Origin of the sequence: Methylotenera sp. L2L1, from assembly GCF_000744605.1 — a bacterium.
GTDB lineage: Bacteria > Pseudomonadota > Gammaproteobacteria > Burkholderiales > Methylophilaceae > Methylotenera.
On sequence record NZ_JQMG01000001.1, the window covers coordinates 362,407 to 386,611 of the forward strand.

At 43.6% G+C, this 24,205-nt stretch carries 19 protein-coding genes and 1 tRNA gene; 13 read left to right on the forward strand and 7 right to left on the reverse strand.

What is annotated here, in order from left to right:
- Positions 1–49: 49 nt before the first annotated feature.
- A complete protein-coding gene (locus FG24_RS01740; protein ID WP_036300320.1) occupies positions 50–1,675 on the reverse strand; it encodes an OFA family MFS transporter in 1,626 nt (541 codons plus the stop codon).
- A gap of 206 nt (positions 1,676–1,881) precedes the next feature.
- Between FG24_RS01740 and phoB the strand changes: the two genes are divergently transcribed.
- The 3 genes from phoB (at position 1,882) to FG24_RS01755 (ending at position 4,744) form a co-directional block, all read left to right on the forward strand.
- Positions 1,882–2,583 (forward strand): phosphate regulon transcriptional regulator PhoB, encoded by a 702-nt coding sequence (gene phoB, locus FG24_RS01745; protein WP_036300321.1) that lies wholly within the window; start codon positions 1,882–1,884, stop codon positions 2,581–2,583.
- Between the two features lie 119 nt (positions 2,584–2,702).
- Positions 2,703–4,001, forward strand: coding sequence for a phosphate regulon sensor histidine kinase PhoR (gene phoR, locus FG24_RS01750; protein WP_036300322.1), 1,299 nt, complete (start codon positions 2,703–2,705; stop codon positions 3,999–4,001).
- Positions 3,998–4,744 carry a hypothetical protein gene (locus FG24_RS01755; protein WP_051901391.1) on the forward strand — a complete coding sequence of 249 codons (747 nt, stop codon included), beginning with the start codon at positions 3,998–4,000 and terminating at the stop codon, positions 4,742–4,744. Before phoR ends, FG24_RS01755 begins: the two co-directional genes overlap by 4 nt.
- A gap of 173 nt (positions 4,745–4,917) precedes the next feature.
- Here FG24_RS01755 and FG24_RS01760 read toward each other — a convergent pair whose 3' ends face one another.
- A complete protein-coding gene (locus FG24_RS01760; protein ID WP_036300325.1) occupies positions 4,918–8,787 on the reverse strand; it encodes a DUF3683 domain-containing protein in 3,870 nt (1,289 codons plus the stop codon).
- A gap of 189 nt (positions 8,788–8,976) precedes the next feature.
- On the opposite strand from FG24_RS01760, the gene FG24_RS01765 reads away from it, so the two are divergent.
- The 8 genes from FG24_RS01765 (at position 8,977) to FG24_RS01800 (ending at position 14,855) form a co-directional block, all read left to right on the forward strand.
- Positions 8,977–9,477, forward strand: a complete 501-nt coding sequence (locus tag FG24_RS01765; RefSeq protein WP_036300329.1) for a peroxiredoxin family protein — start codon at positions 8,977–8,979, stop codon at positions 9,475–9,477.
- Positions 9,478–9,903 (forward strand): CopD family protein, encoded by a 426-nt coding sequence (locus tag FG24_RS01770; protein ID WP_036300332.1) that lies wholly within the window; start codon positions 9,478–9,480, stop codon positions 9,901–9,903. It abuts the gene before it with no gap.
- Between the two features lie 14 nt (positions 9,904–9,917).
- A complete protein-coding gene (locus FG24_RS01775; protein WP_036300335.1) occupies positions 9,918–10,712 on the forward strand; it encodes a hypothetical protein in 795 nt (264 codons plus the stop codon).
- A 63-nt stretch (positions 10,713–10,775) separates the two neighbouring features.
- On the forward strand, positions 10,776–11,339 hold the full coding sequence (locus FG24_RS01780) for a TetR/AcrR family transcriptional regulator (RefSeq protein ID WP_036300337.1): 564 nt from the start codon (positions 10,776–10,778) through the stop codon (positions 11,337–11,339).
- Positions 11,340–11,456: 117 nt separating this feature from the next.
- The gene (locus FG24_RS01785; protein ID WP_036300339.1) at positions 11,457–12,413 is read left to right on the forward strand and encodes a carbohydrate kinase family protein; all 957 of its coding nucleotides are present in this window, start codon (positions 11,457–11,459) and stop codon (positions 12,411–12,413) included.
- A 42-nt stretch (positions 12,414–12,455) separates the two neighbouring features.
- Positions 12,456–12,908 carry a glycine zipper 2TM domain-containing protein gene (locus FG24_RS01790; protein WP_036300342.1) on the forward strand — a complete coding sequence of 151 codons (453 nt, stop codon included), beginning with the start codon at positions 12,456–12,458 and terminating at the stop codon, positions 12,906–12,908.
- 259 nt (positions 12,909–13,167) lie between these two features.
- Positions 13,168–13,938, forward strand: coding sequence for a GNAT family N-acetyltransferase (locus FG24_RS01795; RefSeq protein WP_369797039.1), 771 nt, complete (start codon positions 13,168–13,170; stop codon positions 13,936–13,938).
- 113 nt (positions 13,939–14,051) lie between these two features.
- On the forward strand, positions 14,052–14,855 hold the full coding sequence (locus FG24_RS01800) for a lysophospholipid acyltransferase family protein (protein WP_235189707.1): 804 nt from the start codon (positions 14,052–14,054) through the stop codon (positions 14,853–14,855).
- Here FG24_RS01800 and FG24_RS01805 read toward each other — a convergent pair.
- Positions 14,850–15,683, reverse strand: coding sequence for a symmetrical bis(5'-nucleosyl)-tetraphosphatase (locus FG24_RS01805; protein WP_036300344.1), 834 nt, complete (start codon positions 15,681–15,683; stop codon positions 14,850–14,852). The genes FG24_RS01800 and FG24_RS01805 overlap by 6 nt on opposite strands.
- Positions 15,684–15,781: 98 nt before the next feature.
- Positions 15,782–16,663, reverse strand: coding sequence for a c-type cytochrome (locus FG24_RS01810; protein WP_036300346.1), 882 nt, complete (start codon positions 16,661–16,663; stop codon positions 15,782–15,784).
- Between the two features lie 160 nt (positions 16,664–16,823).
- Here FG24_RS01810 and FG24_RS01815 point away from each other — a divergent pair.
- Together FG24_RS01815 and FG24_RS01820 are read left to right on the forward strand one after the other, a co-directional pair.
- Positions 16,824–16,900, forward strand: a tRNA-Arg gene (locus FG24_RS01815).
- A gap of 362 nt (positions 16,901–17,262) precedes the next feature.
- Positions 17,263–17,517, forward strand: a complete 255-nt coding sequence (locus tag FG24_RS01820; RefSeq protein ID WP_036300349.1) for a hypothetical protein — start codon at positions 17,263–17,265, stop codon at positions 17,515–17,517.
- A 615-nt stretch (positions 17,518–18,132) separates the two neighbouring features.
- Here the strand turns inward: FG24_RS01820 and FG24_RS01830 are convergent.
- From FG24_RS01830 to FG24_RS01840, 3 genes are all read right to left on the reverse strand, one after another.
- Positions 18,133–20,265, reverse strand: coding sequence for a TonB-dependent receptor (locus FG24_RS01830; protein ID WP_036300353.1), 2,133 nt, complete (start codon positions 20,263–20,265; stop codon positions 18,133–18,135).
- A gap of 248 nt (positions 20,266–20,513) precedes the next feature.
- On the reverse strand, positions 20,514–20,789 hold the full coding sequence (locus FG24_RS01835; protein ID WP_036300356.1) for a metal/formaldehyde-sensitive transcriptional repressor: 276 nt from the start codon (positions 20,787–20,789) through the stop codon (positions 20,514–20,516).
- Positions 20,790–21,049: 260 nt separating this feature from the next.
- Complete coding sequence (locus FG24_RS01840; RefSeq protein ID WP_036300358.1) at positions 21,050–24,190, reverse strand: efflux RND transporter permease subunit; 3,141 nt, start codon at positions 24,188–24,190, stop codon at positions 21,050–21,052.
- Between the last annotated feature and the right edge of the window lie 15 nt (positions 24,191–24,205).

Below are 24,205 nucleotides of genomic sequence, written 5' to 3' on the forward strand. Positions count from 1 at the left end.
TCATAGGTGATATATTCATGCGGGTTAAGCTTTAGAAAATTTAGCTTCACTAATGAAACAATATCCACGCTTTTTGTAAGGTGCTATAAATTCCATAACTAATTGGGATAGCAACCAACGACCATGCCACAAAAACCAATAAGGGATGATTCTCAGATTGCTGGCTTTCTACTTTATCACTATTTAATTTAACTGATTTTTCATGCGCCAATTTGCGCTCAGCTTCAAGCTCTGCATCAGTCATATAATGTTTTTCGGCCACAGGTCTTACCAACAAATTACATACAAATCCCAACAACAGCAATGCTGCCAGCACATACATAATCACATTGTAAGCCTCGCTCGCCGGCACGCCATGATCCAATTGATAATCACGCAGGTAATTCACAATCACCGGCCCCAACACGCCAGCGGTAGCCCAAGCTGTCAGCAGTCGCCCATGAATAGCCCCTACATGCTGCGTACCAAAGATATCAGCCAAGTAAGCAGGTATGGTCGCAAAACCACCCCCATACATCGTTAAGATAATGCAAAACAATCCAGCAAACACTGCAACACTACCTACCGTGCCTGCCCATGGCGCGGAGATATACAAAAAGAAACCTAGTGCAAAAAAGATAATGTAAGTACGCTTGCGCCCAAGCGTGTCAGATAAAGATGCCCAGCCAATTCGGCCTAAAATATTAAACAAAGAAAGTAGCCCAGCAAAGCCAGCGCCAATAGCCGTCACCCGTAGCAACTGATCGGATGAAAGCTCAGCTAATTTCAACTGCTCTCCAATTAATGCACCACCAAACACCTCTTGTAGCATAGGAGACGCCATCCCGATGACACCGATGCCTGCACTGACATTTAGGCATAACACGGCCCAAAGCAACCAAAACTGTGGTGTTTTATGTGCATGATTAACATGGACATGACGGTTTGTAATCATGCTATTACCATTATTCAATGGCGGCACCCAACCTTTTGGCACCCAACCAGTAGGAGGTACGCGGTAGCATAACGCGCCAATCATCATCGCAATAAAATAGAAAACACCCATGATTGCAAAAGTCTGCCATACACCAACAGAGGTAGGCGTGGAAAAGTGAGACATCAGTGTATTTGCAAGCGGCGCGCCAATCATTGCACCCCCACCAAACCCCATAATCGCCATGCCTGTTGCCATCCCACGGCGATCTGGAAACCATTTAATCAATGTAGATACGGGCGAAATATAGCCTAAACCAAGGCCAATACCGCCAATCACCCCAGAACCTAACCACATGAGCCACAACTGATGCGCGTATACGCCATAAGCTGACAAAAGAAGACCACCACCCCAACACAACGCAGCAACTGCACCCGCTTTGCGTGGGCCTGCATGTTCAAGCCAATGCCCAAACACGGCGGCAGAGGTGCCTAAAAAAACAAAGAATAAAGTAAACATCCAGCCCAGATCACTGACTTTCCAATCACAATCTGTCGCAAAAGCGCGCGCCCAGATACTCATGGTGTCTGCACATGCAATCGGATCTTTAATCCCAAGCGCTTTAGAAAGAGGTAACCAGAACACACTAAAACCATAGGCCATACCTATAGACAAATGAATTGCCAAGGCGGCTGGCGGCACCAGCCACCGATTAAAACTCGGATTAGCTGTGATTCTCTCTTTTGAAAAAAACCCGGTCATTCTGTAATCTCCACACGCATTATTATTTTTTAAATCTAGTTTAATACTCGACTAACGGTATAGTGTAACAAAATGTTATAAATGGCAATTTAGTTATTGTATTTACTTGATACTTATATGTTTAAACTTTGTCATGAATATGTCATATTAGCGTCATAAACTGATTGGGCTTAAACATTTAAGGCAAATTAATTAAGGAAATGTATATGCCAGCCAATATATTAGTGATTGAAGATGAACCAGCAATCCAAGAGTTACTAGCACTCAACATTACACAGGCAGGCCACAATGCGATTCGTGCGCTCAGCGGTGAAATTGCACTAGACCTCATGCGTGAAACAGTACCTGATTTAATTCTGCTAGACTGGATGTTACCTGGCATGAATGGGCTTGAGTTAGCACGTAAACTTAAATCGGATACCTATACTAAAAACATTCCCATCATTATGCTAACAGCACGTGGTGAGGAATATGACAAGGTAAGAGGTCTTGAAGTAGGTGCAGATGATTACGTCACCAAACCATTTAGCCCGCGCGAACTAAATGCACGGATCAAAGCTGTTTTGCGCCGCAGAGCACCGCAAATGACAGATGACCCCATTGAACTTAGCGGCCTGAGATTAGACCCAACCACTCACCGTGTTACTGGCAATCAGAAAACCATAGACTTGGGTCCTACAGAATTTAGACTGCTACATTTTTTCATGACTAATGCTGAACGCGTACACACACGTAGCCAGCTACTGGACAAAGTATGGGGTGACCGCGTGTTTGTTGAGGATCGTACAGTCGATGTGCATATTAGGCGCTTACGCAATGCACTATCTGTATCAGGGCATGAAGACCTTATTCAAACAGTAAGAGGTGCTGGTTATAGATTGTCCTCTCAGCACAATCAGACAAACTAGCGCTCAATTGCTAATAACGCTCGCGCGGCATAATGTATTAATGTCGCTTTAAAATTTGATGCTTATTTGCAAATCATCGCTATAATCATTCTGATAAAAATAATTGAAAAGTATGATCCGTGATTGATATACGCTGGAAAGCTGGCTTATTTATTTGTGCATTAAGCATTGTGAGCATTTTTTTATGGCTCATCTCTAGCTTGGTGACAGCCTTAATTGTATTCTCCTGCGGCCTTTTACTTTATGTCATTAACCATGTGTTCTGGATACATGAGTTAAATCGCTGGCTAAAATCACCTGATCTACGCGAGGTTCCTGAAGGAAGTGGATTGTGGGAGGATGTATACAGCAGCCTATTAAAATATGAACGTAACAACACACTTAAGCAAACCGAATTAAACTCGGCGTTAGAGCGATTCCAAATTGTCGCGAATGCAATCCCTGACGGACTGGTGATTCTGAGTGCAGCCAATACCATCGAATGGTGTACTTCCCATGCTGAATATCAACTTGGGCTCGATCTAACAACAGACACCAACCTACCTATTGTCAATTTACTCAGAAATAGTCACTTCATTGCTTATTTATATAATGAAGTTTACGACGAACCTTTTAAACTTAAAGATGTAAAAAACGCTGAATCAATACTAGAAATTTGGCTGATTCCGCTTGCCACCAAGCAAAAACTACTCATTAGTCGCGATGTGACACAAATCGAAAAAGTAGACGCGATGCGTCGAGATTTTATTGCCAACGTTTCACACGAGCTACGTACACCATTGACCGTTGTTGGTGGTTTTATTGAAACGCTATCAGATATGGAGGGTGCCATTCCTGACAGCATACGTAGCTACTTTGGCATGATGCAAGACCAAACGACGCGCATGCGGCGGTTAATTGAAGACCTACTCACACTGTCACATATTGAAAGCAACACTCAAGCACCTGATAACAATCTGATTAACATGACGATGCTAATGAATATGCTTTTAAATGATGCGAATGCACTAAGCCAAGGAAAGCATCACATCAGCGCTCAAACCAACCCACACTTTGATTTATCTGGTGCGGTAGATGAGTTACAAAGTGCACTGGGCAACTTAGTAAGTAACGCCATCAGATACACCCCTGAAGGCGGTGAAATTAAGATTAATTGGCAACTACGCGACAATCAGGGCATCTTTAGTGTGACAGACAACGGTATTGGGATTGACCAACAGCATATCCATCGTTTAACTGAGCGCTTTTATCGTGTAGATAGAAGCCGTAGCCGTGAAACTGGCGGTACAGGACTAGGTCTTTCTATTGTCAAACATATTCTCACCAGACATCAGGCTAAACTTGAAATTACAAGTGAACTTGGTACCGGTAGCACATTTAGCGCTGTATTCCCTAAAACGCGGATCATACAAAAATGAGCCCATTCACATCGCAGTTTAAAAGATACAGGCCATATTTACTAAGTGCGCTTATATTTTCTGCATGTGCTTCGAACACTCCGTTTAACAGCAACAACAAAACCGTACCAGACCAAAAAGACAAAAGCACTATCAATCAAATCGCTAAAGCAGACATTGATCGCATGGCTGATGTAGAAATTAGAGAAAATACACAAAGCTTGCGCTTACTAATGCTTAAGCTATACAAACGAAATCCGCAGGAATTAAAGAAGAGCACTTCAGATCCAGCTGAAAAAATGATTGATTGGGTTTTTGATGGTGCGGCACAGCACCACTTTCAATTTGCAGAGATGAATAATCTGGTGATGACAGATGCCATCTTTTTAACGTTCAATCCTGAATACAAGGGAGATCGTGTGCTGGCTTTTATTGTTGGCCTGCATACGATGCTATTAAAAGCACACAATGACAAAACTGATTTTTACTTCACAGACAGCATTGATCCACAACGGGTTTACAACGTTGCACGCAATATAGAAATTGCGGTATGGAAGCTATCCAATGCTAGAGATGATAATGGTGCGCTTTACTTACTTAGCAATGAAATCAACGACCATGAAAAGAATTTATCTTTTGAACGTGAATTTGGAAAAATGATTGGTCGAACCGACCTATATGCGATTGCGTTAGCTGAAAAGTCCCAGCGTTTAATCTCACGCGTAGTACAAAACCTTGCAACGGCACTATTTCTGCCGTTTTAATGGGCTTTTCTAATTAACGGGTTTCTAACTCATTGATTCTTAGCACTGATATTTAACGAGTGCCATCATCCATGCTCACCGCGGCAGCACATCTCAAGTAACTAGCAACTGCAATACTTAACGACCTCACTCAAATTGAGATGTGCAATCCAAATGAGATCGTTAGCTGACGATTACAACAATACTTTTTCGATACCACCATTGTTGGCCTTATGTACATACTCCTGCATCCAGTTTTCACCGAGAATATGTTTAGCCATTTCAACCACAATGTAGTCTGCTTCAATGCCAGTATCTTCGCCATAGCGAGACAGACCTTGTAGGCAGCTTGGGCATGAAGTTAATATTTTAACGTCCATTTCAGGCGCACCTACAGTCAAGCCCATTTGCTGCAACCCTTTTTCAAGCTCTTCCTGCTTACGCATTTTGACTTGGGTTGAAATATCTGGACGCGCCACTGCAAAGGTACCGCTCTCGCCGCAGCATCGATCATTCAATGCAACATCCTGCCCCATCAGGGTACTGGTCACCTCTAGCGGCTTGTAGGTTTTCATTGGTGTGTGGCAAGGGTCATGATACATATAGCGTGTACCCGTTACGCCTTGCAAGCGCATATCTTTTTCCATCAAATACTCATGAATATCCAATAAGCGGCAGCCTGGGAAAATCTTCTCGAACTCGTATTTTTGCAACTGATCCATACAAGTACCGCAAGAAACAATCACCGTTTTAATATCAAGATAATTCAATGTGTTAGCAACACGATGGAACAGCACGCGATTATCTGCCGTGATTTCTTGGCCTTTATCATGATTACCTGCAGATGTTTGCGGATATCCACAACACAAGTAACCTGGTGGCAACACAGTAATCGCACCGACTTCATACAGCATCGCTTGCGTTGCCAGCCCTACGTTTGAAAACAAACGCTCAGACCCACAACCTGGAAAGTAAAACACCGCCTCAGAGTCATCTGTTACCTTTTGCGGGTTACGAATCACAGGTATCATGTGATCATCTTCTAAACCAAGCATCGCACGTGAAGTTTTAGATTGCATTTTCTTCGGCATTGGGCGATTAATAAAATGTATCACCTGTGCTTTGATATCAGCCTTACCGACAGTCGCTGGTGGGTGCTTTTTATCACGCAACAAGCCAAAACGTTTAGCTAGGGTATGTGCGAGATTTTGCGCTTTATAACCCCAATTAATCATGACTGTACGCAACAATTTAATAGTCGCAGGGTCTTTAGCATTTAAAAATGCCATGCCCAATGCAGTGCCTGGATTAAATTGTTTTTTACCCTGCTCACGTAAGAAATTACGCATTTTGATGGAGACATCACCAAAATCAATATCGACAGGACACGGCTTCTCGCAACGATGGCAGACCGTACAATGATCCGCAACATCATTAAACTCATCAAAGTGCTTAATTGAAATACCACGGCGCGTTTGCTCTTCATACAAGAATGCCTCAATTAGCAACGAAGTACCTAAAATCTTATTCCGTGGGCTATACAATAAGTTTGCACGCGGCACATGGGTAGAACATACAGGCTTACATTTACCGCAACGCAAACAGTCACTAATGTCATCTGCAATTTCTCCAATTGCAGATTGCTCCATGATGATAGATTCTTGCTCAAGCAAACCAAAGCTTGGCGTATAAGCATTCTCTAAACCAGAGCCAGCCAGCAACTTACCTTTATTAAAGTGCCCATTCGGGTCTACTTTATTTTTATAGGTAGTAAAAGTATCAATCGTAGATTGATCCAAGAACTCCATTTTCGTAATGCCGATACCATGTTCGCCAGAAATAACACCATCTAAATTACGTGCAAGCGCCATGACCTTTGCCACAGCTGCATGTGCATCTTGCATCATGCCATAATCATCAGAGTTTACTGGGATGTTGGTATGTACGTTACCGTCACCCGCATGCATGTGCAATGCAATAAACACGCGGCTTTTGAGTACTTGTTTATGAATCTCATCGCAGCGTTCAAGGATTTTCTGATACTCGCGTCCAGCAAAAATATCTGCCATTGGACGTTTGAGCTCGCGCTTCCACGAAATTCGTAAATCATAAGACTGCACTGCTCTGAACACATTCTCATAATGTGCGTATGCTTTGCCAGCCTCGCCTAACACGGAAACAGGCTCATCGAGATGGTCTAAAACAAAGCTCCAGCGTGAACGTAAATCATCCAACAATGCCAACGCCATTGTTTGCTTGGTTTTCACCATATTTAAATCGGCATTACCCTCTTCATCTGCTTGCAATGGCAATTCGCCTTGCATAAAGACTTTTAAAGCATCAATCAGCTTAAGCTTGTTTCTGATAGATAAATCAATATTAATGCGTTCGATACCATCAGAGTAATCTCCCAAGCGCGGCAATGGGATCACCACATCTTCATTGATTTTGAACGCATTGGTGTGTTTAGCAATCGCAGCAGTTCTGGCACGGTCTAGCCAGAACTTTTTACGTGCTTCGCTGGATACTGCAATAAAGCCTTCGCCATTACGTGCGTTACATAAACGCACCATGCTTGAGGCAACTTCACCCACCGCATTTTCATCATCGGATGCAATGTCTGCAATCAACACCATTTTAGGACGTTGCTGGCGGGCGGCTTTAGTTGCATAACCAACCGCTTTAATATAGCGTTCATCCATATGCTCAAGCCCCGCCATAATCACAGCTGGGGTTTGTTTGGCGGTTGCATCTAAGTAATCTTTAATTTCAACGATAGCCGGCACTGCATGCGATACATTGCCAAAGAACTCCAATGCAATGGTGCGTACGTACTTAGGCATACGGTGCAAAATAAAGGTAGCACTGGTGATTAAACCATCACAACCCTCTTTTTGGATGCCAGGTAAGCCAGATAAAAACTTATCGGTAACGTCTTTACCCAAACCAACCTTACGGAAGCTCGGGCCCGGAATTTCCAGTATCTCAGGCTCAGACAACAGCGTTTTCATATCTTCGCTGTAACGGCTGATTTTAAATCGAGCCATCTCAATGTCGTGAATTTTGCCTAGGTTGTGGTCTAAACGTTCAACTTCCATCCACTCACCATCTGGCGTCACCATGCGCCATGAGGCGAGGTTATCTAAGGCAGTACCCCATAACACAGCCTTTTTACCGCCTGCGTTCATGGCTACGTTACCACCGATACAAGAAGCATCCGCACTGGTTGGGTCACACGCAAACTCTAAACCGGCATCAGACGCTGCCTCCATTGCACGTCTTGTAACAACGCCGGCACCACACTCAATAGTAGCAACTTGGCGCGCAACGCCAGGTAAAGTGCGCATTTGCACACCTGTATGCTGATCCAATTTTTCTGTATTAATCACGGCAGACAAAGGTGTGAGCGGAATAGCACCACCTGTATAGCCAGTACCACCGCCACGCGGGATGATAGTAAGCCCTAACTCAATACAAGCGCGCACCAAGGCTGCGATTTCGCTCTCGGTATCAGGCGTTAATACCAAGAATGGATATTCAACACGCCAGTCGGTAGCGTCGGTCACGTGAGACACGCGTGATAGTCCATCAAATTTCACGTTATCTTTACGTGTTATTTTTGATAGTTTAGCCAGTGCTTTTTTGCGAAGATTTGCCGTGTGCTTAAATTCATTCTCAAACTTAGTCACGGCCTGGCGTGCAGCTACGACTAGCTTAACCACCTTAGCGTTGCCAGCACTGCGCTCATCAATGGCGGCAATGCGATGATGCAAAGCATCTACTAACGCTTTGCAGCGCTTAGGATTTTCTAACAGATCATCTTGCAGATACGGGTTGCGCGACACGACCCACAAGTCACCCAACACCTCAAATAACATACGTGCGGAACGCCCTGTTTTACGCTCACCACGTAACTCATTTAAAATACTCCAAATTTCTTCCCCAAGAAACCGAATGACAATTTCACGGTCTGAGAATGAAGTATAGTTATAGGGAATCTCGCGCAAGCGCGTTGGAGCTTTAGGCTCCGCGTTTAATATAGTGCTTAATAGAGGTGCGTTCATTGTAGTTTTTGACAAATAGCTTTGCTATTAAAGGTTCATTATAACATGGTGTAAGCTAGCAAATAAGCGCGACCTTGATATGGTTATTTATCAGGCGCACAAGATTAAGATAGCTGTATTTTAAATAAATTCATTGAAAACTCAGTAAAAACCAGTGGGAATATCCGTAAATAAAGTTAGACTACTAATATGAATCAATTATTAAAAAAATCTCTACTGCCAATTATTATTATTGCACTGTTAGTGCTACTAGGCCTTCAACTCACCAAGAAGCCGCAAGCGCCTGACGTGACGTTTAACACCATTGATGGTAAGCAAATCTCGATGGCATCTCTAAAGGACAAAGTAGTCATTGTTAACTTCTGGGCGACAGACTGCCCAGGCTGCATTAAAGAGATGCCCGAACTGATTAAGACTTATCATACCTACCAAGCCAAAGGGCTTGAAGTGATTGCCGTTGCGATGCCGCATGACGAAATCTCACAAATCAAAAATTACAGTAAGGCACAAAACCTGCCTTTCCCAGTGATGCATGACCAGCGCGCGGAAATCACTGAACTGTTTGGCAAAGTGAGATTAACACCCACTGCCTTCATCTACAACAAACAAGGTGACTTACTACAAAGAACGATAGGTGAGTTAGACTTTGTTGCATTACAACAATTACTAAATAAAGAGCTGGGTGTATAAATGCTTTGGATTAAAGCGCTTCATATTATTTTTATCACCAGTTGGTTTGCGGGCTTATTCTACCTGCCCAGACTATTTGTCAACCACGCGATGGTATTAAACGCAGAAACACCCAACCAAGCAACCTCCGAACAGTTAAAGTTGATGGAAAAAAAACTTTACCGCTTTATGCTGCCGCTTGCTTTACTCGCACTAGGGTTTGGGCTCTGGTTATGGCTGGGTTATGGAGTTTCTGGTGCGTGGATGCATGCAAAGCTAACACTTGTCGCGATACTCGTTTGGTATCATTTTTACTGCGGAAAACTTGTCAAAGATTTCAGTCAAGATAAAAACCAACACGGTCATATTTGGTACCGTTGGTTTAATGAATTACCCGTCATACTGCTGACTGCGGTGGTAATACTCGTTGTGGTTAAACCTTTTTAACTGAAAGCTATCGCATGAATTATGATGATTCGGACTTATCTGGCTCGGACTTACTAAGTTCTTCTTGGCTAATCTACATGCTAGCCAAATCAAGCGGTACACCTGAGGGCCGCTTATTAAGCTTGTTTGACATTCTTAACGACTGGCTAAAAGCACCTAACATACTGAAACATTGCCATTTAAGCAACGCTAACCACTCATTACTGTTAGATTACTGCATCACGCAAGCCCAAGCTTTAGGTGCGGAAAACCCTGAAATTCTTGCTGAACATATCGTATTGATTGCTCGCAATGCCGCACAACAGAATATCGCTCACCCGTCCAGCAACAGCCTAACGCATGCAAAAAAAGCAGCAAGTGCACTGATTTTGGCTCAAACTCAGCCGCTTAAAACAGTGCAAATCAAGCCCGCATTATCTAAACCAATTGCTTACAGCATTGCAGCTACATTAGCGCTAGCAATCTGCGCATCATTAATATGGGCACCATTCTTAAAAGACCAGCAATCGACAGAACGCATGAATGCTGAATTAAATAACGACAACAACTCAGCACTTGCGAAAAAAGAAGACCAACACTTAACCGCACATGACGCAACCCAAATGTATGCGAAATATGAGCTGATGCGCCAAGGCACATGTCAGTTTCCAGAGGCATTATTGATGCCAGACAAGCACAAGGCCATCTATTTAGAAAATGTAGTGGGTGGGAAACTACCTTCAAACCTAGACGACTTAGCCATCGCGAATGAGTATCTAGAAAAAGTGAAATGTAATTTCACCCCAATGCTGATGGCAGCATCCAAATAGTAACCATTTGCTCAGAAAAAATAATAGTTGCAATCAGCCTATACAGATTAGTATAATGGTGTCATGACTGGCTTACGTGAAAAAATACTCACTACTGCGAGCAATTTATTTCAAACGCAGGGCATTAACTCAACTGGAGTTGATACGATTGTGGCTGTCGCCGGCACGACCAAAATGACCCTGTATAAGTATTTTGGTAGTAAAGAAGTGTTAATTCTTGAAGTACTTAAACAAGGTCATCAGGATTTTCAAAACTGGCTCAACGATAAGTTGAGCAGCAACACCAAGCAACCTACCGAAAAACTTCAAAAGCTATTTGATTACATTGAAGAATGGGTCACGTCACCAGACTTTCATGGTGTAGGTTTCATCAAGGCCTCAGCCGAGTTCCCAAAAGAAGACAACCCTGTTCACCAACTGTCTTCACAGCAATCGCAGCAATTTAAGCAATATATTCAGCATTTAGCGGCACAAGCTAATATTAAAGATGCTGAGGGCTTGGCACTACAACTCTCCCTTCTTTTTGAAGGCGCAGTTCAAGCTGAGCAAATGAAACGCGGCTCTGGTGCTATCAAATATGCAAAGACAGCCGCAAAAATCTTAATTGATGGCGCGCTTAACCATTAGAGCCACCTACGGCTTACGCACTAAAACACAGCCCATCATCAACCTACTTATCTATAACTTGCCTATATAGGCAAATACCTAAGATAATGTTTCTTTTTTCACGTCTCGATTAATTTCATGCATACACTCATTTGTGGCTCACTCGCCTTCGACACCATCATGGTGTTTCAAGATAAATTCACGAACCATATCTTGCCAGACAAGATTCATGCATTAAGTGTTGCGTTTTACGTGCCTGAGATGCGCCGAGAATTTGGTGGCACTGCAGGTAACATCGCCTATAACCTACAACTACTTGAAGGTAAGCCGCTGATTATGGCAACAGCTGGTGAAGACTTTGGCACTTACACACAGTGGCTAAATAAGAACAAAATCAACACTGCTCACATCAAAATGATACCCAATAGCTTCACGGCCCAAGCATTTATTACTACCGATATTGATGACAATCAGATCACAGCATTTCATCCAGGCGCCATGGTAGAGTCACACCAAAATAGTGTGAACGACGCAAAGGACATCAGTTTGGCAGTGATTGCTCCAGATGGACGAGATGGCATGTTCCAACATGCGCGAGAATGTTTTGAAGCCGGCATCCCGTTCCTGTTTGATCCAGGGCAAGGCTTACCAATGTTTAATGGTGAGGAACTACTGCAGTTTATCGAAATGGCGGACTATCTTGCCGTGAATGATTATGAATCACAAATCATTCAAGACAAAACCGGCTTATCTCTCGAAGAGCTTGCACTAAAAGTTAAAGCGCTGGTCGTAACATTAGGCGGTCAGGGCTCACAAATTTATGCTGACGGTCAACGCTTTGACATCCCGTGCGTTGTAGCTACTGAGATTGTTGACCCAACAGGCTGTGGTGACGCATATCGTGCTGGCTTGTTATATGGCATTTCTCAAGGCTGGGATTGGCCAACGTGTGGTAGGCTTGCCTCAACAATGGGCGCGATTAAAATCGCTAGCCGCGGTGGACAAAACCATGCGCCAACACGTGCAGATATTGAAATAATCTACACCCAAGCACTTGTGAATGAAACAGCATTAACAGAAGGCCTAGCTGGTTAATTTCATCGCTTTATCATCAACTTAAAATAAAGGAAAAAGAAAATGCATACTAGCCGGCTTATCGTCATAGCATTACTCAGTGTATTTTTAGCTGCATGTGCGAGCTCTAATTCTGGCTCTGTTTATAGCAGAGAAGATGCTAGAAAAACACAAACAGTAAGAACAGGTACAGTAGAAAGTGTACGCCAAGTAAAACTTGAAGGCACTAAATCACCAATCGGAACTGTGGCAGGCGGTGCAATTGGTGGCGTTGCCGGCAGTTCAATTGGCAGTGGAAAAGGCAGTACTATTGCCGCTGTGATTGGTGCTGTAGTAGGTGGCCTCGCTGGCTCAGCGGCAGAAGAAGTCGCAACCAGAAAAGATGCGCTAGAAATCACCGTTAAACTTGATGGTGGCGGCTTGCTTGCAATCGTACAAGAGGCAGATGAAGCCTTTGCAGCAGGCGAAAGAGTACGCCTGATTGAAAGTGGCGGCACAACTCGCGTGTCACACTAACCTGTTTCTAGATCTAATCTTATCCATGCTGCTTTAATAGATAAAGCAGCATGGTGTATCAATAACAAAACACCCATCCAAGTAGCAGACTTAAGCTAAATATCACCTGCAGCAATTTCCACAAGCTACATCAACATACGATTGATCATCTCAATAAGCTGTCAACAAAGCGTCATCTACTCGTCATTAATTCTTCATATTTACACTTTAAAGTGCTCTTCAATCTTAATAGATAAATTTCATGGAGAATACCTTGATAATACGTAAAGATTTAAGCTTAATTGACAGCATTAATACTCGCAACCTAGAGCCCGCTTCACAAAGAAGATTGTATGTAAACTTAGCACATACACAGGCAGAAATTGAAGAAGCGCAGCGCTTACGCTACAAAGTGTTTGCTGAAGAAATGGGCGCTCAGCTTTCAGGCACTGGTGGTTTGGACATTGATGGCTTTGATCAGTTTTGCGACCACTTAATCGTCAGAGATAGCGGCACTAACCAGGTAATTGGTACCTACAGAATTTTAAGTCCATCAAAAGCCAACGAAGCTGGTGGTTACTACTCTGCTGGTGAGTTTGATTTAAGTCGCCTATCGCATCTGTTTGACCGTACAGTTGAAGTAGGCAGGGCATGCGTACACCAAAACTATCGCAATGGCGGTACGATCACTATGCTTTGGGCTGGTCTTGCAAAGTACATGCAGATTCATAATTACGAATACATGATTGGTTGTGGCAGTGTGAGCATGTCTGATGGCGGACACAGTGCAGCGAGCCTTTACAATAAACTGCGTGATGAATACCTGTCACCTTTAGAGTATCGTGTATTTGCACGCAATCCACTACCAATACAAGCGCTGCACAATAACCTACAAGTCGCATGCCCTCCGCTTATTAAAGGTTACTTACGTCTAGGCGCTTATATCTGTGGCGAACCAGCATGGGATCCCTACTTTAATACAGCAGATATGCTAGTCATGTTACCGTTATCTAGAATCAACCCAAGATATGCCGCACACTTCTTAAAATAAGCGGAACGGCCAAAAACGTTATATTCATGACATGTAATTAACTAATGCGAAGTCTATAGCGCCATATTCACTCATGTAACTCAACACAACTGATGTAAAATAAAGTCGACTCATTGACTAGCGCATTTACTTTGCAAACGACAGCACCTAACCTCAATTCAACCAACGCTATTACTCGCTATTTTAGAGTAACGCGTGTTTTGTTACACACACTGGTTGGTTTGGTAATTGCCTCTACTTTATTTCCACTCACGGGTAATCAAATAAAGGCAAAACTCATTCAATGGTGGTGCGCTAAATTACTGACCACATTTAACATTCGCGTGAAAGTAGTGGGAAACCCTCCCACAAGCTCCTCTTTCTCTTCTAACACGATGTTAGTCGCCAACCATATTTCATGGTCTGACATTCACGCACTCAACAGCCTAGTGCCATTACGTTTTATTGCAAAATCTGAAATTAAAAACTGGCCAATTTTTGGTTATCTGGTCAGTAAAGCCAATACACTCTTTATTGACCGCAGTCGGCGACAGGATGCTAAACGTACCATTGATACGGCTTATGCCAGCCTGCAAAATGGCGATAACTTATGTTTCTTTCCAGAAGGCACTACAACGGATGGCACTGAAATGAAACCGTTTAAAAGTAGCCTGATACAAGCTGCTATTCTGGCGAAGTCTTCTATTTGGCCAGTGGCTATCCACTACCCTAATACAGATGGCAGCATCAACACCAAAGTAGCTTACGCTGGGGAAACCACACTAGTTGAATCCATGCGCAATATGTTGTTGCAACAAAGCCCAGTCGTCGTACTGCATTTTCTAACACCAATTTCACCATCAGACTATGCAACGATGGATAGGCGTTCACTCACACTGCATATTGAAAGCCTGATTCGCAAACAATTAAGGCTATGACTTTTTAATTTGAATTGGGCGGTCTAAAGGGTGAGAGTCAACCTGCACAATCACCTTTGTATTTAAATCCATCGCCGTTAACTTACCACCCCAAAGGCAACCTGTATCCAAAGCAAATACATTAGCTCTTTGCTGCAAACCCAATGCAGACCAGTGCCCAAAAATCACCTGCACATCTTTAGTGACTCTAGTGGGAACATCAAACCACGGCATATAGCCATTAGGGATATCGTGCAACTCTCCCTTAAATTTAAACTCCATTTCACCTTCTGCCGTACATATACGTAACCTAGTCGCCGCATTAGTGATTACACGTAATCGATCCACTCCAGTTAAATCAGAATCCCAACGACTGGGCAAATTGCCATACATGTGCGTAAGAAAATGCAGGTAGTCTTTACCACGTAATGCAGACTCAACCTCTGCCGCATAAGTCAGCGCCTGCTCAGCAGTCCATTGTGGCAACAAGCCCGCATGCACCATTAAATAACCAGCCTCCTGATAAATTAAAGGCTGGTGGCGCAACCAACTCAGCAGAACATCACAATCCTCTGCTGCCATCAAAGCATCCAGCGTATCGCCTTTATGCGCAGACACTATACCCTCGGCCACAACCAATGCATGTAAGTCATGGTTACCTAACACAATGCGTAAACTGTTCTGATTCGCATAGCACCAGCGCAATACCTCTAATGTGCCACTGCCGCGATTAATTAAATCACCTACCAGCCAAAGCTGATCTTTATCTTGGTTAAAGCCAATACGCGCTAACAATGCTTGAAAAGCATGATAACAACCCTGTATATCCCCTATTGCATAAGTAGCCACAGCCCAACACCACCTTTATGATTAAAATAGTTTGCCAATAAAAAAGCCACTTATAGGATAAGTGGCTTTTAGTGTACTACTTTAAACTAGAAATCTAATTAAAACCCTGCACCCGCAGCATTTGCCATATGTTTTACTGCTGCCGCAACTTCTGCATCTGATAATGCTGGGTTACCACCTTTAGCTGGCATCATACGCACACCTTTAACTGCATGGCTAACCAAGGTATCGTAACCTTGTGCAATACGAGGTGCCCATTGTTCTTTATCGCCGAATTTTGGCGCATTCATCAAACCAGCTCCGTGACACATTAAACAAACAGCTTTATAAACTTCTTCACCGCTTTTGCCTGCCGCTACTGGTGCAGAGGCTGCCGCTGCGGCAACAAGATCCGTTGCCTTTGCTGGCTCAGCAGCTTTAGTAGGTTCAGTCGCTACAGGTGCTGCTTCGGCAGTTTTTGCAGCGGGCGCTGCTTCAGCTGCTTTTGGTGTAGGTGCTGTAAATTTAGCGCCTGATGCATTGGCCATTTCAGCCACTGCGCTAGCCACTTCTTCGTCTGTTAATGCTGGGTTACCACCACGCGCAGGCATGCTACGAATACCTTCAATTGCGTGCTTCACCAAAGTTTCATAGCCTTGTGCAATACGAGGTGCCCATTGACCATTATCACCAATTTTTGGTGCGCTCATTAAACCAGCTGCGTGACACATTGAACAGACTGCCTTCACTACTTCAGCACCGCTCTTACCGACCGGCGCACCAGAAACCTCTTCAGCAACTTCAACAACCGCAACAGGTTTAATGTTTTCTTCAAGCTTAGCAACTACTGCCACAGGCTCATCAACTTCAACTGGATCTGTCACACCAAAAATTTTGGCGACAATAACCACAAATGCAACAATACCAACGACACCAGCAAGAACTGCAAGCAAAATCTGCCCTAGTGAGTAGCCATTAGCTTCATTATCTACATTGCTCATTACGTTTGTTCCCGAAAATTATGGATAAAGGATTTATTATACCTACACTTTACCTTAAGGTAAAAAACACATAGACAAAAAATATCACGGCTTCATACAATCGCATGAAGTATAAGGCTACAAACAACATCTCAGTTTGTTATAATGCGAGGCTACTTATGCGCCCGTAGCTCATTTGGATAGAGTATCGGTTTCCGAAGCCGAGGGTAGTGGGTTCGAATCCCGCCGGGCGCGCCATCAGCTTAGCAAGACCATAATTCACAATGGTTCTTGATGCAAATCAACCACTTAAAATCTCAAAGTGTCACACATAGCCACCTCAAGCTGACACAGCTATTACAAAGCATCAGCGTTAATTGATAATGTATTCATAGTTACATAAATCTACTAAGGTGATTTGCATGTCTACAAAGAACAACCAAAAGTGGCATCAAACTCAATCATCAAGTGATACTATCGACTTCTCTAAAACCTTTTAGCAACATCATAGAGCTGATACAGCATCAGGAAATTTCTGGGCCAACAGGATAAAGTTTTCTTGTGCTTCACTTCACCAGCACCTAGTAGACATCGCAAATCATTTAAAACAGGAACATCAAATGAAAAAACTATTAGTAACAATCCAATTAGAGCTAGACATTCCCGACACATGGGATTTGGTAGAGCATCCCGACCAAGTACAAGCAATTAAGATGGATAATGGACAGTATATGCACATGAGTTTCTTGCCTATGATGACTACAGACTTTAAAGCAGGTGCTGAGTGGTCTAGCGAGTGTCCCGATGAGTTCACCGAGGAGGTTTTGGATATGGTTGCAGATGAAGAGGTTTTAATGAAATTGGAGCTTAATTAACCACTCAATCCAGTCACCCAGTTCTGAAACTGGTCTAGTCTGTTGCTTATGACCACGCATGATGAGTTTGTATAAAACTGACTCTGTTAACTTCAGAAAAGAGTTTTTTAAAGTATCTCTTGATTAAATTCAAGAGGCAGTTAAAGGGCTTACAGGAAGTGACGTTGATTTCAACTTTACAGTTAAAGCAAATGACTACTTTGAAAGTAGAAGATTACTATCTTCATAGTCTGGCATTTACTAAGTCAAATATGTTACACGCAAAATTACTTCAAGATATTAAGTTGTTGATTTGTATGACGCTGATACAGCCGCCAAACACTCGCGCCGGGCGCGCCAAGCAACAAATGCCTACAGTTTAACGACTGTCAGGGAAAGCATCACTTTTTTCTGTTCCTGACCAGATGGGCTTGATGCTCACACCCATTTGTAAATGCTGTGTGTCCGACTGGCATAATCTTTTAGCCGTATCTGCACTATATAGCCACGCTCAACCACTTATTTTACTGTTTCAGATCTAAATTCCTCAGTAGGTCGCTCCCTTGCCACCACCACCGTTATAGCTTAATAAACTATAACGGTGTCTATCAAAGTGTGGATAGTCCAGTTTTCCGATTAAAGACTGAGTCGAAGCCCTAATCTCACACTACGTGGCTCTAAGGGATGTATCAAACGTCCTTCGATACCTTCCCCACCACCGCAACCTGCGCCTTCGGCATTGGTGCAACTTGCGCCAAAATACTCGATATCATTAGCTGTGCTGTTAAAAATATTCAACACATCTAAACTTAACTGAATATGTTTATCGTAGCGATAGCCTAGCTTTAAGTTAGTCGCCCAAAACGCTTTAGATTTAAGCGCGCCAGTTTCTTCTAACGGATATGCACCAATGTAACGGGTGCGCACACCGCCAAACCACTGGCCGCCTGTATCGTGTGTAACAGCTAACGATGCAGTCACAGGGATAGCATTAGGGATTTTATCGCCACCATTACTAGGCACATTAAAGCGTGCATGTGAAATAGCGACATCGGCATCTAATATCAAACCATCATGGCTGTAGTAGTTAGACCACTCGATACCACGACGTTTAGAGCCGCCTTTAGGTTCAGTAACGCCTTCATCACCGATATATACCAGTTCTGAATCTAACGCTATTTGCCAAAAAGTTAAGCTGCTATGCCAATTTGGTAACAGTTGAGTACGAACACCAAGCTCACTGCCTACGGCTTTAGCAATCAACGGGATGCGCTCTAGTGATGAACCGTCTACTGCATTGGTAGTAGCCGTACTGCCTCGTCCGTCGTTACTATGGAAACCGTGCCCCCAGTTTGCGTAAAACTCGGTTTTATCAAACGGGCCAAACACGACGCCAAGTTTAGGGCTCACTTGATGGTCACGTCCTGTGCCTCCATTATTGATATTAAACTCGCCACCCTTGTTCTTAATTTCAGATTTGATACCATCCCAGCGCAAGCCAACATTGGTGCGTAGCCAATCATTCCATTGCGTATTTAGATTAGAAAAAATACCTATGCCAGTTTGATCGACTTCATCCTTACGCGTTGTGGTGTCTCGCACACGATTGGTCGTTTGATATAAGCCTAACTCTGACATGCGGTCATGTCTTAACTGTACGCCTACATCTAAGGTTGAGTTTTTACCCACTAAATTAATATCTTGCTCACGCGCTACCTGCCCACCCCATGTTAAACGTTTATCCGCTTGCTCATGCTGACCATCTAGCAAACCAGAAGGTGTAGAAAATAAATTCAGCTGGTAATCGATCAAATAGGCATTCGCTTTCCAGCGTCCTTTTTCATCAGATTTAGCCACTTCGCCATTTAGGCTGTAGCGATGCGTTTTACCACCATCAGTCGGTGCAAAAGTACCGTATTTACTGATTTCTCCATTTTCAATGGCACGGACCGGCACTTGCTCAGTGGCTGTCCAGTTGTTTTCGTAAGCCATGGCGGTTAATGAATAACCCTCATAGGCATTACCTGAAGAAACCCTGAACACACCATTACGCTTCACTAGGTTTTCAGATTGATCCCACGGGCCATCATTACCAACTAACTCAAGCGCGGCTAACACATTCACATCGCCAAACTTATGGCTTCCTGCACCTAAGAATCGCTTGTAGCCATACTCACCAAGTGTAAAGTCCAAAAACGGCGTGTCCAAAGATTTTACGTAATCAATACGCGCAGAACCCGCCACGGCAAAGTCTCCATCCTCTGCAGCGTAAACACCTTTACGGTAGCGCAAGTTTCCTATCAGTTCAGGGATGAGAAAATTTAAATCCATATAGCCTTGACCGTGTGCATGCGTTACCTGATTCACTGGCATGCCATTCACATAAGTCGAAAAGTCGCTGCCATGGTCTAGGTTATAACCGCGGAGAAAATACTGATTCGCCTTACCGCCGCCAGAGTGCTGCGTCACAATCATGCCAGGCACTGCTTCCATCACCTCAGCTGGGCGTAACAAGGGACGTGCTTTTAGTTGCTGCGCTGTGACCGTGCCTTCACTGGCACTATCTGCGATACCGATTAATACTTGGCTCTGTGGTCTTACCACAATGCTTTCTAAGGTTAGTTCATCAGTAGCTGGCAAGCCTGCTGCTTGCGCCACGGACACTGTCAAATTACTTAACACCATAAAGTGTAGTAGGTAGAAGAACCTAGGTGGTTGCTTAGCGACCCTAGATGCTTTTACGACACTTATTTTTTCTTTAAATCTCATACTTCACTCTCATATTTCGTTACGCTCACATACACCCCAATAAAGCCATAGGGGGTATACCTATAAAAGAGTTTACAGCATATTTCGTGTCAACAAAAAAGCATATATATTTCGAATGGTTAAAATGGAGTAAATTTTAGCTTGATGCTAAGCATGCAACAATTTGCTTCCAGACTGCGGCGAATGAAGCACATCTGGAAGCGCAGATTACGCAGAAAAGTGATTAAAGGTGAATGTCCAGAGAAGGATTACTTAAGGTAAGTTTTTAAAACATTAATCACTTCTTCTAAATCTTGTTGGCGCTCTTCACCAGGATGGCTGTTATCGCCTAAGTGTTCACGAATGTGACCTTCGAGCGCTTCAGACATTAAACCATCGATAGCGCCTCGCACCGAAGCAATCTGGTGCAGGAATACTGAACAAGCAACTCCATTTTTAAGTGCGTTATCAAGCGCCTCAATTTGCCCTTTGATACGGTTTAAGCGAGCGAATAATTTCGGGGAGTTTTGATTCACGTGAGACATAACATACCTTTTTAATGAGAGGCCTTCAAATTGACGTATAGGCTAATCCAGTGTGGATTAGCCTATATTATAGAGCCAATATTCAGCAGCATATAATGCTGATTGGGATTAATTCGCCTGATAATCTGATAGGACAACCGTAAGATTTAGTGCTTGGCTTCAGTATCTTTTTTGTCTTGTGCCAGTGCAGTTTTAAAGGCGTAGCCTAAAATTGAATCACCATCAGATTTAAGCAAGTAACCACTATTCGCAACGAGAGATCAATTGCGTAAAACCTTCGTACTATTGCGCTTATGCCCATGAATTATTTGGTAGAGCACAGGCAGCACGAGCAGCGTTAATATTGTCGATGACCAGATGCCTCCAATAACAACCGTTGCTAAAGGCCGTTGCACCTCTGCACCGGTTCCCGTTGCAATGGCCATAGGCACAAACCCAAAAGAAGCAACCAATGCAGTAATTAAAATTGGTCTCAAACGACTGATGCTTCCTTCTTGAATGGCGCTATCAATTGGCCTCCCAGCCGCAATTAAATGACGAATAAAACTAATCATCACTAACCCGTTTAGAACCGCCACACCAGATAGCGCAATAAACCCGACACCCGCTGATATCGAAAGTGGAATATCCCTAATCCATAGCATAAGCACACCGCCAGTCAGTGCAAATGGGATGCCAGTAAATACGATTAGGCCATCTTTAAAGTTATTAAACATAGCATAGAGTAAGATAAAAACGAGCAACAAAGCTAAGGGAACTACAATTTGCAAACGTTTGCTTGCAGACTGCAACTGCTCAAAAGTACCACCCCAATTCACCCAATATCCAGGCGGAATTTTTACTTCCTGCTGAATGCGTTGCTGTGCTTCAGTGACAAATGAGCCGATATCCCGATCACGCACATTTGCAGTGACAACTACGCTGCGCTTACCGTTTTCCCGACTAAACTGATTTGCCCCTGTTGCAATATCAATGGCTGCCACTTCTCCCAACTGAAGATAGACAGCTGGCTCTTGATTACCTATCTTAATTGGAAGACGCTTTAAATTATCCAAATCAGCTTTTACGTTGTCTTGTAACCTGACAACAATATCAAAGCGTCTATCACCTTGAAATAGCGTCCCAACCTCTTGACCATTCATCGCGATGGAAACGGCTTCCTGAACATCAGCAACGTTGACACCAAGCCGCGCTATCTTCTGGCGGTCGATATTCACGGTGAGTATTGGCAGGCCCGTTGTTTGCTCAACTTTCACATCCTCTCCGCCTTGAACACTAGCAAGTACTTTTGAAATATCCTCTGCAGAGGCATTCATGATGTCCATATCATCACCAAACACTTTCACAGCAACATCACTTCGCACCCCAGAAATTAACTCGTTGAAGCGCATCTGTATGGGCTGTGTGAACTCGTAATTGTTACCAGGCACATCACCCACTGCTTTTTGCATCTGTGCGATCAGTTCGTTTTTGCTTAAATTTGGATCAGGCCAAGCTGACTTAGGCTTCAGCATAATGAAATTATCAGCAACACTCGGCGGCATTGGGTCAGTGGCAATTTCAGCGGTACCTAACTTGGCAAAAACTCTATCCACTTGTGGAAACAGCCTAATCGTATGTTCCAGCTCTTTTTGCATCTCCACCGCCTGCGTGAGGCTCGTGCCAGGAATACGTAATGCATGAAGTGCGATATCACCCTCATTAAGACTTGGGATAAATTCAGTCCCCATTCGGCTGACCAACAGACTACTTAGCACAACCGATACGGCAGCAATCGTCAGCACCAAGGCTTTATTAAGCATAGCCCAGTTAAACACCAAGCCGTAATATCGCTTTATCCAGTGGATAGCGACATGTTCATCTTCTTTAACATGAGTACTAATAAACAGCGCAACCGCAGCAGGAATAAACGTCACCGATAGCAACATAGCCCCTGCTAATGCAATAACAACCGTAAAGGCCATCGGATGAAACATTTTCCCCTCAACCCCTGAGAGCGCGAAAATCGGCAAGTACACCGCCATGATAATCAGTTGACCATACAGCAGCGGTTTTCTTGTTTCCTTAGCAGCTTCGAACACTTCGTTAAAACGCTCAGTACGAGTCAGCGGTCTATTAAAAGCCATTTGGGCATGTGCAAGTCTACGCATGCAGTTTTCAACAATCACGACAGCACCATCGATAATAATGCCAAAATCCAGTGCGCCCAAACTCATTAAGTTGGCACTAATTTTTGCCGTTGCCATCCCTGTAAAAGTAAACAGCATTGCCAACGGTATCACCAGCATCGTAATAAGCGCTGCACGTATATTGCCCAAAAATATGAACAAGATAGCGATGACTAATATCGCGCCTTCCATTAAGTTGGTTTTTACCGTATTAATCGCGTTATCTATCAAAATAGTACGGTCATAAACTGTCCTTGCCACAATGCCAGCCGGTAACGTTTTGTTGATTTCCGTGAGCTGTTTTTCTACCGCGGCCGCCACGGTACGACTGTTCTCACCTGTCAGCATAAATACCGTGCCTAAGACCACCTCCTGGCCATTCTCTGTCGCTGCGCCAGTGCGAGACTCATGACCAATCAACACTTCGGCAACATCTTTGATTCGAACTGGCACGCCCAACTTATTCTCAATCACAATATTGCCAATATCATCAATATTGCTCACTTGCCCAGGCACTCGAATCAAATATTGCTCACCAGACTTCTCGATATATCCTGCGCCAATGTTAGCGTTGTTACTTTCCAAAGCCGCGACTAGATCATTTAAAGATAAGCCTCTCACCATTAATCTATCTAGATAAGGCGCCACTTGATACTGCTTAACGTAACCACCTACCGTGTTTATTTCATTCACACCAGGTACATTACGTAGCTGAGGTTTGATAATCCAATCCTGAATCTCACGTAAATCGAACGGTGTGTATGGCGTTCCATCAGGTTTTAATGCACCGTCTTTTGACTCAACAGTCCATGTAAATATTTCACCCAAACCCGTAGAAGTTGGCCCCATCATAGGGGCTACCCCTATAGGCAATTTATCTTTAGCTTGCTGGATACGTTCGTTCACCAATTGGCGTGCGAAATAAATATCCGTGCCTTCCTTAAACACAATCGTCACTTGTGAAAGACCATAACGCGATATCGACCTAGTTTGCTCTAGCCTTGGCAGGCCAGCCATTGCAGTTTCAATCGGATAAGTAATGCGCTGTTCAGTTTCTAGTGGTGCATATCCTGGCACAGACGTATTAATCTGAACTTGGATATTGGTGATGTCAGGCACCGCATCAATCGGTAATTTTTGATAACTAAATATCCCCAGTACGGCAATCCCCAGCGCAATGAGCATCACCAGCCATCGCTGGTCGATAGAGAATCTAATAAGTTTCTCAAACATCACGAGCCCCCTTAG